The following is an 11701-nucleotide window of genomic DNA, read 5'->3' as shown; positions in this document are numbered from 1 at the left end:
ACGTCGGAGAAGACGGTGAATGATGCTGCAGTAGCGCAGATGCGGCGGCAGAATCCGGATAAGATCGAGCGGTGTTAAAGAATGTGGTTATATTCAATGCGGTGGCACGGCAATAGCAGATGAATTCACTGATTCAGGTTCGATTAAAGTATCGCGACATGATGCGGAACTGCCATCGTCGACAAGCAGCACCGGGCAATTGTGTTGAAGCACCTCTTCCAGAGTATGTCCAATAGCTTCTTCATGGTTATATACGGGAATAAGGACTATCGGATTAAAACCCACTGATTCAGCCAAAACAGATCCGTCCACTGGAATGAACTCCCCTTCTCGATTCGTACTGAAACTTAAGCTTTTTCTTATCCTCATCATATTCCAACGTAATGGTTACTCTATCGCTCGGTAGAATAACCTGTTGAAACTTGATGACTTCCAAGCGCAGAAACGTATCTTTGATTTTCAATACTCGGCGACCGTACGCTTCCGCCCAATGCACTTGTACGACACCCGGAAGGATCGGGTTATTTGCGAAGTGTCCGTCGAAATACTCCAGAGCGGCTGGCACTTCACAATCGATTTCTACTCGATTGTCTGTAACCGATTCCGCAATGATGTCAGGCCATCGCACAGCATCTTTCTCAAACATTCTTTGTAAAACTCCCAATGGCAGCTTTCCTTGTTTGTTGTAGGGCAATTGATCCACAAAACGCCAACGTCTGGGAACTACCACTGCCTCAAAATTTGGAGCTAACCATCGTTTTAAGCTGCTCACTAAATGGCGACGTCCTTTATCCCCGAGTAATAGTTTGCCTTCATCGGTCAACTCCGCAACTACCACCGTTTCTACTCGCTTTCGAGAGATTGTTAGTGCTTTAGCTACCTTAACTAAATTCGACTGGTGCAAACACTGTTCGATAGCCACCAGTGAAACACGTTTCCCTTCTACCTTGGCGATTCGATCCATTCGACCAAGCAACTGAAAAGCTTCGCCACTGAATTTCACCTGATCCGCCAACGTAAAAGGTTCACCTGAATCTGAATACGGAGAAACCACCATTAACGCGCCTCCCTCTTCAGTGCTCAACTGAACTTTTGGCAATGGCAGCCAGAGCGCATCTTCCTGTTCCCTGTTCTGAACCCGCCAGGCAATCGCTCCGGTTTCGGAGCTTCCATAGATCTCCATAATAGCGGCATTCAATAGGTTGCTCGCTTGGAGACTGTCCTCTTTCATCAAAGGGGCAGCAGATGAGTACGCTGAGACACACTTCCCACCTACCGATTCCCAGTCTAAACCATCATTTAGGCGTCCCAAGTGAGAGGGGCTGGATATCAGCGTAAAGAGATCAATTGCAGAGGCCTGTCGTACAATGTCTTCAGAGTATTCACATAACTCGCATTCGAATACTCGGCCGGTACTGATTGGCCAAAACAGGCGAAAGGTCATGCCATAAAGGTGCTGATGGGAAACTGTAGCCAAGACAACCGCAGCTTGCGCACGTGGCCACATCTCTTCCAGTACGGCAGCTTCAGCCTCTAGTTGCTTAATCGTTTTAGAAATAGCTTTAGGTTGCCCGGTGGACCCAGATGTATAAAGCTCTAACGCACAGTAGTCAGTATTGAGCCTTGACCAGAAAACGGTACGACTACATTTGCTGTCACTATCGCTTACGGTTCGAGGATGTTCAAACTCACCGACAAAACCATCCACGGTCGAAACAAGTCGTTCGACCGTCCCATGACAATTGTCCCCAGGCACACAGGCGGTTCGTTCCAACTGCCACAAGGCGAATAGAATCGAGATGAATTCAAAGGGATTACTGTGGTACACCGCCCAACGAGTCCCCTCCTCTTCTTCCAATACGGAATACCAAGCTCCGGCACGCTGTTGCAGATCGGACACGAGCAACGACTGACTTCTAAAAGAAGCTACTTCACGCTGGCCATCACCCAGCATAGTCCGAGAAAGTGGAAAAGAAGTCACTTTATCAACCTCGTCGAATACGCTGACGAACCAACCACTCTCCACACGCTAATAAGGCTATTAGCAAATAGGAAATAAGACCGTTGTACAGCATCCATACTTGATCATTTGCCCACACAGCGGTAACTGCGGCAATTGTTCCATTCATGAGAAAGAAAATACTCCAGGCCCAAGTGACCTTGCGAGTGTACAGCACCCCTGCCTCGGGTAGGTCAGGCTCCTTTAAACGAGCAAACCGTTCAATCACTGTTTGCGAAGAAAACAGGCTACTTACAAACAGAATCAAAAAACCCAGGTTCATGATTACCGGATAGAACTTCAGCCCTAGCTTTTCCCCACCAACCATTACTATCACAGCTAACCCAATAAAGGTTGCCATCACAAGCTTACGTTCAGCTAGAGCACCACCTGTGATCCAGCGTAGTGCTAGCAATATCAACAACACTGGCAACAACATGCCTGCATCGTATTTTTGTAAACCCCAGTAGATCAGGAAGGGATAACTAATTGTCAGACTAACCGCGAGTATCTTCAGTACAATGGATACCATCAGCTATTAAGAAGCTTCTCTACTTCCACTACTACATCCTGAACTGTACGAACCGACTTAAAGTCTTCCGGCTTAATTTTTTTACCGGTCATTTTTTTCAGTTCAACAACCAGATCAACCGCGTCGATACTGTCTATATCCAGGTCCTGATACAGGTTGGCTTCCGGGGTAATTTGCTCAGGTTCTATTTCGAACAAATCCTCCAGTATTTCTACAACCTTGCCGTAAATTTCTTCTTGATTACTCATACAGCCTTACTCGGATCGGTGGGATTCAACCAGCGCAGCCAGTGCATTGATGCTTGCAAAGTGCTGACGCGTTTCCTCTGAATCGGACTTCAGTTTAATGCCATAGCGTTTGTTTAACGCGAGACCGATTTCAAGTGCATCAATCGAGTCAAGCCCTAATCCTTCCACAAAAAGAGGTTCGTCATCAATGATCTCCTCAACCTCAATATCCTCAAGGTCGAGGGTTTCGATAATCATCTGTTTCAGTTCTGTATTTAGGTTACTCATTAAATCCGAGTTCCTTGTTAAAATAGTTACTTAGATCCCGCGTAAGTCGTCGCGCACTTTTTGACGGAGTGGTGTCGGGCAAATAGTTTTCAACACCAATACAGTCTTTGACTTCGATCCTAAAGCGGACTTGCTTCGACGGTACCTGATACCAACGATCCGATTTGGTCAGTGTGGTCGGATTACACTCTATTATGACCGGAGTAATATCAGCTTCGGCGCGAACAGCTACGTTTGCGGCACCGCGCTTCAGCACAGGCAACTGCCCTGGCGTCGTACGTGTACCTTCCGGAAATACAATCAGCGCGTGGCCCTTGTCAAAGGCTTCCTTTGCCGCATCAATTACATCCAAAGCCTGGTCATCGTTGATGATGTAGCCAGCCGCTCGAATCGGTCCTTTCGTAAACAAACTCCTGGCGAGCTTTCCTTTCACCACACAGTTCGCATTAGGAACCATCGAAATCAAAAAAATAACATCTATCAGAGAGGGATGATTAGCCAGAATCAGCTTGGCATCTTTGAGTTTTTCCAAGCCAATCACATCATAGTTCAACACGCCCAAAAACTTCATCATTCCGATGTAAAAGCGGAAAGAGTGATGAATTACTTTCTGTGCACGTCTCTCTCTAACAAGTCGGTCTCCGGGTAGTACATAGAGCGCGGGTACAACGAAGACAGGCAGCAAAATACCACCTAGCCCAAAGACCAAAAAACTAAAGGCAGTCCCAAGCCATCTCCATGCATGGAACAGGCGATTAAAAACCATCAGCGAGTATCCTTTGCGAGAGTCCACGAAACACCATTTGCTTCGAGCTTGATGCTGTCGAGCCTATTTGAGAGAAGGCTAATCAACCTTAGTGGCTCAAGATCAAACGCTTGTGGTAAAGCGTTTTGATTAGATGCCTCCACCCCATTTTCACTTTCGGTAGATAGACGGAAAGAAATAGCCCCCGTCCGGCTGAAGATCATTGCAATAGCATAGGGGAAAGGATCGCCATCACTATATGTTTCATACAATTGAGGCAACGGGATGTCATAGATAACACAAAGAACACGCTCAACTTCCTGCAGTTGTGCAGCAACTTCGAACAGAGACTGAAGTGCTAACCCCTCCATAGCAGCGATGGAAGTAACCGCCTGGGTGTCACGACGTCCTATAGTAAACAATCCACTTACAGCATTGTGGACAGCCAAACTGAAGCCCGTAGGAGACATCGGCTCTTCAAGCCCCATATCTTTCAATAGGGACAAGGTCAACTCTGTGTCTCCGTGCCGGGAAGCAAATATGCTCGGCATTGAGTCAGAGTCTTCCAGCAAAGGTAACGCGGCCCCCATCGCACATTTTCCTAGTGCACTGAACCGGCGGCGTAGCATTGGAGGAAACTGCTTCAAGGATACTTTGCCCAATTGCTCATCGATTGCCACGGGGCTCTCGAGCCAAGCTGACCAATCCTGATGAGTTTCCAGCCCAGGAGCAATTGCGCCCCAAGACTCCAGCTTAAACTCAATCATCTGCTTCACACTCCCTGATTAGTTACGGCCGTTTACCAGGGTATGTACATACATTCGCGTTCAAATCCCTATAAACAGAAGCGAGACGAAGTGTATCAAGTAAACGGTCGGATGCAAGGGTCGATGGCAGCATTGAAGCTCATGTAGAGCGCGGATATAATTTGGAGGCTAAAAAGGGAAATAAATTCAGCACAAGGAGCGCTTATTCGTGAAGCATTTTGCCATTTTACTAGCCCTTTCTTTATCTCTTCTTTCTACCCAAGCCCACAGCCGTGATACGAAGCACATGCTATCCATTCAGGAAGCTATGCAAAACCCGGCTTTCCAGGAGAAACTTGACCCAAATGTACGCCTTTACTTCGGTGATCAGAAAACGCCGAAGATTCTAAAGTCATTGGGCAATTACTCCTCCAATAAGAAGACAAATGCGTTCGCAAAAAGCGACGAAGAGGCCTGTGAGTGGGTTCTTCTATCTGCTCTCTTGTCATTGCAGGAACGCGCAAAAGCGGAAGGGGGAAATGCTGTCATAAACATTGCTAGTTATTACAAAAAGAATGTCTACAGCAGCAATACAAAATACGAATGCCATGCTGGGGCTATAATGGCCGGTGTAGCATTGACAGGGACCGTGGTAAAAGTTGCTCCCTAAGCCCTCCTTTGGATCACATACACTGCGCATTTGGATGGCAAGGATCCCTGCGCAGTGCGCCCTACTACATCACGAAGTCCACAACCTCCTCTCTGTCTCTGAGCGCCAAAGGCTGGATAGTACCCGCCACCCCAGAAAGAAAGCCGAGTATTTACAAAGCCGTATTCTAATGCGCGCAGCACTCAGCGAAACATTCGGTACAAGCATCAGCCATTGGACATTTTCAGAGACAAAGGACGCCCCTCCATTGATTGCCGAGCTAGGTCAAAACTGGCACGTAAGTCTAAGCCACAGCAAATACTTCATCGTATTTTCATTGGCGCAATTTAAGCACGGGATCGACATTGAATTTCAGGATTCCGTCAGGGACACCGCAGAACTTTCTGGCCTAGTCCTAAGCGATAAAGAGAGGTCAAGATTAAAAAGTCTTCAGGAGCTTAGCTCATCAAACTTTTATCGAATTTGGTGTACGAAGGAAGCTTGGTTCAAGATGCTCCCCAGGAAGATACAAAAAACAACCTCCCTGAGTTCTTTGTCCCTAGACAACTTGTTTAGCGAAGACAAATCCGTCGTTTACGAAGCAGAGATAGAAAACCACCAGATTTCCGTTGTTTCAACGGAAGAAGTACCTGAAATTAGTTTTCACCGGGCACAAATGGAGGGACAAAATTTCTCCATACGCTCCGTTATAGAGGGTCAACGTGTTTCGAGTTGGGAATCTTTCTTTTCTTAATACCGGATGCCAAAGAACCTGTTAACAATTTGGGGTCATCTACCCCGGTTGGCAGAGCTACCTTCCCGTCAAAAACGCCACTGAATACAGGACTTTGCAGCAGGGATAATAAGACCTGCCGACGAACAACAAAATCCGGCCCAAACGGATTGGCGTGTCCACACCCCTCTACCTCCCAGAAGTATTTCGAAACCTCTATTTCCTCGTACAGCCGCCGTCCAAACTTAAGTGGGACTATCTTGTCATCCTTACAGTGAACAAACAAAAAACGAGTTCCATCAATGCTCGATACATTTTCTACCGGCGCGTATTCATCTGACACAGCTATTGGAATCCCCCAGCGAAATAACCGTCCTAAGACAAATTTGGATGCTATGTAGTCGGCTTGTTGCTGGTAACTATGGAAAGCAGATTCCACGATCACCAAATCAAATGCCTGCTGCTTTGAAAATGCAGAATACCCATCACTCAAGATTGTTCCCCCAAGCGAGGTTCCCCAAACGATCTTGCGGTAATTAGCATCATTACGATGCAATGTATTCGCGACGTAATTCAAAACCGTAACGGCATCGTCTCGGGTGTTCTTCGGCGAAGGGCGTCCTGAAGAGCGGCCGTATCCAGAATAATCAAATGAGACGATATCAAACCCCGCTTCTCTCAACCAATCGAGTTTTTTGATACTGATCGACAAATTTCCACGATTACCATGGAAGTGAAGTATGAGGCCTTGTGAAGTTCCTTCATTTGCCTTGTGAAACACACCGTGAAGTTTGTTGCCCGAGGAGGACTGAAGCCAAAATTCATGGTCTTGAGGTTGACGAGCCGGATCATCAAACTCGTTTGCTTTTTGAGGATAATAGAACGCAGAGTTGTTACTACACCCCACGAGAAAAAACAGTAATATAACAACGCCAAATTTCATTCAGGCCTCCCATGCTAAATTCTTCAGCAAAGAGGAGACCTAAGGTTCAAGTCCATTTAATTCCTGAAGTCATACTCAACCGCAGCTGAGACAACTTGAACGTCATTAAAGGCAGTTTAGATCACCACAGGTCAACTATCCGGTTTATTCAACCTATCAGATAGAGATCCCAGCCAGCTTGGTTTCGTAGTACTCCATCAAACCTTCACGTGCACCTTCACGCCCCAGACCACTCTCCTTCATACCGCCAAACGGTGCAGCAGCACTGGTCGGATTGATATCGTTGATGCCCACCATGCCAAACTGCAGACCTTCGAACATGCGCATTGCACGGGACATATTCGTGGTATACACATACGCCGCCAGACCGTAGTTGGTGTCGTTCGCCATGGCCAGCACCTCTTCCTGGGTATCAAACGGAATCACCGCCGCGACCGGGCCAAAGGTTTCTTCCCGGTAGATCAGCATCTCCTCGGTCACACCACTCAACAGCGTTGGTGCATAGAAGTGGCCCTGCTCCAGTCCACCTTCAGTCAGGGCTTTACCGCCAGCATGCAGTTTGGCACCTTTCTCCACCGCATCAACCACCTGATTGTGGACCTTCTTCACAGCTGCTTCATTTACCAGCGGACCGATATTCACGCCCTGCTCCATACCGTTACCGGCCTTCATCTTGGCAACCCGGTTTTCAAACTCAGCCAGGAACGGCTCCAGAATGGAGCGCTGTACAAAGATACGGTTGGGGCTGATACAGGCCTGCCCGGTGTTGAGGAATTTAACAAGGGAAGCACCTTTCGCTGCATGCACCGGGTCCGCATCGTCAAAGACGATAAACGGTGCGTGTCCACCCAGTTCCATAGACACGCGCTTCAGCTGTGGCACCGCATCCTGGGCCAGCTTTTTACCCACGGCGGTGGAGCCGGTGAACGTGAGTTTGCGCACGATTGGGTTGGTACAGAATTCTTCGCCGACTGGCGCAGGATCATGGGTGGTGACCAGATTCACAACACCCGCCGGGATACCCACCTCTTCGAGAATCTTGAAGATCGCAATGGCGCACAGTGGAGTGGCCTCAGCTGGTTTCAGGACGATGGTACAACCGGCAGCGATGGCCGGAGCCACTTTCCTAGTAATCATAGAGACAGGGTAGTTCCAAGGTGTGACGGCGGCCACCACACCCACCGGCATATGCTGCACCAGAAAACGCTGGTCGGGACGCGCCGATGGGATGGTCTCACCGTAGGAGCGTTTCACTTCTTCGGCAACCCAGAGCAGATCATCCGCACCGTACTGAACCTCAGCCATCGCAGCCTTAAACGGTTTGCCCTGCTCGCGGGTCATCAGTTCCGCCAGTTCCTTCTTACGCTCGATCATCAGATCGTAAGCGCGGCGCAGGTAGTCGGAACGCTGGTAGGTGGTCAAGGCAGACCAACCTGGCATCGCGGCCTGTGCCGCTTCGATCGCACGCTTGGCATCGTCGCGGGTACCGTCGGTCACCTGTCCGATCTCTTCGCCGTTTGCCGGGTTATACACCGCAAAGGTGTTGTCTGACTGAATCCACTCACCATTGATGAACATATGCTTTCCTTCTAACGCGGTGATGACGCTCAACCCAGAGCGGACATCACAAAAATAACAGTGCGGTTAGTCTGTCTCAGAAAGCGTAGGACATCAAGAAAAAACCAAGGGTTTACCCTTGATAAAAATTTATATGACAAATACCGGTTGTAGTATCACAACCGGTATCACCGACTTACCGTTCAGCTTGCGAGTCCCACAGCCGTGCTTGGCATCGCCACAAAACCGGGTAACTGTTCGATCCGTGCCAACCAGTTGCGCACCTGTGGATAGGCTTCAAGCGATACGTCTCCCTCCGGTGCGTGTGCGATATAGGAGTAGTTCGCGATATCCGCGATGGTCGGGTGATCCCCCACCAGCCACTTGCGGCCTTCCAGATGCTGGTTCAGTACCGAAAGCATTGCGTGGGCGATATTGATGGCCCGCTCATGATCCAGCTGTGCGTTAAACACATTCACCAGACGCGCACTGGCGGGACCGTTAGCCACCGGACCGGCTGCCACAGACAGGAAGCGCTGAATTTCCGCGGCGGTCTGCGGATCTTTCGGATACCAGTTACCGCTGTGATCATATTTCTGTGCCAGATAAACCAGGATGGCATTGGAGTCCGCAATCACGGTCTCACCGTCTTCCAGTACCGGAACCTGACCGAAGAGGTTTTTCGCCAGAAATTCGCGTTGTTTGTGCGCACCGTTCAGCAGGTCCACCTGGATCATTTCGGCTTCCAGCCCCAACAGGGACAAAAACAGTTTCGCACGGTGGGAATGACCGGACAGGTCCAGTCCGTGTAGTTGTAGCGTTGTCATCGTATATCTCCGGATGGTTTGGTCAGGTTGACTCTTGGGTTACAGAAGCGTGTTTGTTCAGATATCCAGGGTGAGCTTGTCGCCCCGGGCGCGGGACACGCAGGGACAGAACAACTGTTCCGAATTGCGCTCCTCTTCAGTCAGCACGGCATCGCGATGGGTTACATCCCCGTCCAGCACTTTCACAGCACAGGTGCGGCAGTTGCCACTCTTGCAGCTGTAGGGCATATCAGCGCCGGCATCTAACAGGGCATCCAGCGGGCTTTTGTCAGCCGGGACTTCAATCACCTGCCCGCTCTGTGCCAGGGTCAGCTCAAAGGATTTATCTTCAGCAGAGGACGCCGCTGAAAAGCGTTCAAATCGGATCCGCTTTGGATCGATCTTCAGTTCGTTGGCAATAGACATCACCACATCGATCAACCGCGCAGGTCCGCAGACATAAACAACGCTGTCAGCAGGCAAAGTACTGAAAAGAGTCGCCAGATCTAAGCGCTTACCTTCGTCGGCGGGATACAACGAGACCTGCTCAGGTATCGTTTGCTCCAACACATCAAAGAACGCCATCTCGCGGTTGCTGCGTCCCAGATAATGCAGCTGAAAACCGGTTCCACGCGCCTGTAATTGGTGCACCATCGCTTTCAGCGGCGTAATACCAATTCCACCGGCGATCAGCACCGCAGGGCTTTGATCTTCATGCAGTGTGAAGTGTCCTTTTGGCGACGAGCTTTGCAACTGCACCCCCAACTGATACTGCTGATGCAACGCGCGACTGCCACCGCGGCCGTCTTCCTCACGCAGTACCGCAATCTCGTAGCGGCTCAGATCGTTCGGGTCTGAACTGATCGAATAGTGACGTGATTCAATCTCGCCATTGTCCAGTCGAACAGGCACTTCCAGATGCTCACCTGCCTTGAAAGCCGGTAACTCGTACCCGTTTGGGTCACGGAGTTCATAAGATCGGATGCGCGGCGTTAACTGGCGCATGCCGGTGATCTCCAGCTCAAGCTCGCCATGCTCCAGTCGCAAGTCGGAATCGGCTTGGTAATGGGCGCGTAAGCGTTCGTTCTCTGCCTTTAACGGGCCTACAAGCGACTCAATCTGCTCCACGGTAAAGCGTGGTGTGATGTGCTGTGGGCAGTTCCAGTCGAATGCTTCCACTTCAATCACAAAACCCCGCTCCACCTGAACAGTGCTGGACTCATCCACCAGCTGGGCCAGCGTATGATGATCATCCAGCGGGACAATCTGCACCCGCCCCATCAGCTTTAAACGTCGACGGTTGGCGTAGTCCATAAAAAACAGGGCGACACGGTTGTTGTGGGTGAAGTTGCCGGTGCTGATGTACTGACGGTTGCCGGAGTAGTCCGCAAAACCGATCCGTCCCTCATCCAGCACCTTCATAAATCCTGGCTCGCCGCCACGGTGCTGAATGTAGGGCCATCCGGTTTCAGTCACGCTGGCCATATAAAAGCTGTCGCGGGCTGCGATAAACGTCGCTTCTTTTGCTGTCAGCTGATGGTTGTAGTCCTGGCCCCGATCCATCTCGGCATAAAAGCTGCGGCTGCCCATTTCTGCCTGCATCTCCCGGATGATCGGCGTGAAAGCGATCTCAGCAAATTTATGGCCCATCTCTCTGCCCTCAGTCTGATTCGTGGATAACCTGTGTCTGTAGATCCACTATGACAAATTCCACACAGAGCAAGAATCACCTAAAATTGAAATTAATTATTACAATAAGTGGAATAAAGGATGGATCGATTTCGCCAGATGCAGGTCTTCGTGGCAGTAGCCGAGGAGGAAGGTTTCGCGGCGGCAGCCCGTCGCCTGCAGATGTCACCACCGGCGGTCACACGGATGGTCGCATCGCTGGAGGAGACTTTGGGGGTAAAACTGCTCAACCGCACCACTCGTTATGTTCGGGTCACTGAAGCCGGACAGCGTTATCTGGAAGACAGTCGCCGTATTCTCGGTGAGGTGGAAGCCGCCGATGACGCAGCGGCAGGCATCAATGCAGAACCCCGTGGCCACCTGACGATCACCGCGCCGGTGATGTTTGGCCGTCTCTATGTGATGCCCGTCGTGCTGGAGTACCTAAGATTGTATCCGGAGATGGAAGTGGAGATGGTGTTGCTCGATCGCGTAGTGAACCTGATGGAGGAAGGGATCGATCTGGGTGTACGCATTGGTGAACTGCCTGACTCCAGCATGCGGGCCCTGAAGGTAGGCTCTGTACGCCAGGTACTGGTGGCCTCACTGGACTATCTGTCCTCGCAAGGCAAACCCGCTCATCCAAATGAATTACCTCAGCATACCGTTGTCGTTCCACAGGCCGGCAGTATGCACTCAACCTCTACGGGCCATTGGCGTTTCTTTGACGGTCGCGAAGAGGTACAGGTTCAGGTAAAACCGCGATTGAAGGTCACCACCAACGATGCCGCCATCGCCGCAGCAATCA

Annotated in this window: 14 protein-coding genes; 3 read left to right on the top strand and 11 right to left on the bottom strand. The window is 50.1% G+C overall.

Features of this window, described 5'->3' with window-relative positions; translation table 11 throughout:
* Positions 1 to 93 precede the first annotated feature (93 nt).
* The 7 genes from ACEQ15_RS18630 to ACEQ15_RS18600 are packed head-to-tail and all read right to left on the bottom strand — an operon-like array spanning position 94 to position 4558.
* A complete protein-coding gene (locus ACEQ15_RS18630; protein ID WP_370280762.1) occupies positions 94 to 369 on the bottom strand; it encodes a glycosyltransferase in 276 nt (91 codons plus the stop codon).
* The gene (locus ACEQ15_RS18625; protein ID WP_370280761.1) at positions 290 to 1981 is read right to left on the bottom strand and encodes an AMP-binding protein; all 1692 of its coding nucleotides are present in this window, start codon (positions 1979 to 1981) and stop codon (positions 290 to 292) included. Before ACEQ15_RS18625 ends, ACEQ15_RS18630 begins: the two co-directional genes overlap by 80 nt.
* Positions 1982 to 1985: 4 nt before the next feature.
* Positions 1986 to 2531: a hypothetical protein gene (locus ACEQ15_RS18620; RefSeq protein WP_370280760.1), complete on the bottom strand. Its 546-nt coding sequence runs from the start codon at positions 2529 to 2531 to the stop codon at positions 1986 to 1988.
* Positions 2531 to 2779: an acyl carrier protein gene (locus ACEQ15_RS18615; RefSeq protein ID WP_370280759.1), complete on the bottom strand. Its 249-nt coding sequence runs from the start codon at positions 2777 to 2779 to the stop codon at positions 2531 to 2533. The genes ACEQ15_RS18620 and ACEQ15_RS18615 overlap by 1 nt, the downstream gene beginning before the upstream one ends.
* Positions 2780 to 2785: 6 nt before the next feature.
* Entirely contained in the window at positions 2786 to 3046 is a 261-nt protein-coding gene (locus ACEQ15_RS18610) for a phosphopantetheine-binding protein (protein WP_370280758.1), read from the bottom strand.
* Positions 3039 to 3812, bottom strand: coding sequence for a lysophospholipid acyltransferase family protein (locus ACEQ15_RS18605; RefSeq protein ID WP_370280757.1), 774 nt, complete (start codon positions 3810 to 3812; stop codon positions 3039 to 3041). Before ACEQ15_RS18605 ends, ACEQ15_RS18610 begins: the two co-directional genes overlap by 8 nt.
* Complete coding sequence (locus ACEQ15_RS18600; protein WP_370280756.1) at positions 3812 to 4558, bottom strand: beta-ketoacyl synthase chain length factor; 747 nt, start codon at positions 4556 to 4558, stop codon at positions 3812 to 3814. The genes ACEQ15_RS18605 and ACEQ15_RS18600 overlap by 1 nt, the downstream gene beginning before the upstream one ends.
* Before the next feature lie 208 nt (positions 4559 to 4766).
* Between ACEQ15_RS18600 and ACEQ15_RS18595 the strand changes: the two genes are divergently transcribed.
* On the top strand, positions 4767 to 5207 hold the full coding sequence (locus ACEQ15_RS18595; RefSeq protein WP_370280755.1) for an excinuclease ATPase subunit: 441 nt from the start codon (positions 4767 to 4769) through the stop codon (positions 5205 to 5207).
* Between the two features lie 169 nt (positions 5208 to 5376).
* A complete protein-coding gene (locus tag ACEQ15_RS18590; protein WP_370280754.1) occupies positions 5377 to 5940 on the top strand; it encodes a 4'-phosphopantetheinyl transferase superfamily protein in 564 nt (187 codons plus the stop codon).
* Here ACEQ15_RS18590 and ACEQ15_RS18585 read toward each other — a convergent pair.
* From ACEQ15_RS18585 to ACEQ15_RS18570, 4 genes are all read right to left on the bottom strand, one after another.
* Positions 5894 to 6862, bottom strand: a complete 969-nt coding sequence (locus tag ACEQ15_RS18585; RefSeq protein ID WP_370280753.1) for an alpha/beta hydrolase — start codon at positions 6860 to 6862, stop codon at positions 5894 to 5896. The two genes, ACEQ15_RS18590 and ACEQ15_RS18585, sit on opposite strands and share 47 nt — an antisense overlap.
* Before the next feature lie 156 nt (positions 6863 to 7018).
* Positions 7019 to 8440, bottom strand: coding sequence for an NAD-dependent succinate-semialdehyde dehydrogenase (locus tag ACEQ15_RS18580; protein ID WP_370280752.1), 1422 nt, complete (start codon positions 8438 to 8440; stop codon positions 7019 to 7021).
* Between the two features lie 182 nt (positions 8441 to 8622).
* Entirely contained in the window at positions 8623 to 9246 is a 624-nt protein-coding gene (locus ACEQ15_RS18575; protein WP_370280751.1) for a glutathione S-transferase family protein, read from the bottom strand.
* A gap of 57 nt (positions 9247 to 9303) precedes the next feature.
* Positions 9304 to 10875: a 2Fe-2S iron-sulfur cluster-binding protein gene (locus ACEQ15_RS18570; RefSeq protein WP_370280750.1), complete on the bottom strand. Its 1572-nt coding sequence runs from the start codon at positions 10873 to 10875 to the stop codon at positions 9304 to 9306.
* Between the two features lie 120 nt (positions 10876 to 10995).
* Between ACEQ15_RS18570 and ACEQ15_RS18565 the strand changes: the two genes are divergently transcribed.
* A partial coding sequence (locus ACEQ15_RS18565) for a LysR family transcriptional regulator (RefSeq protein WP_370280749.1) occupies positions 10996 to 11701 on the top strand: 706 nt, incomplete at its 3' end.

It is taken from the genome of Pontibacterium sp., from assembly GCF_964228735.1.
Lineage (GTDB): Bacteria > Pseudomonadota > Gammaproteobacteria > Pseudomonadales > Balneatricaceae > Pontibacterium.
This window is presented reverse-complemented; position numbering and strand designations above follow the sequence as displayed.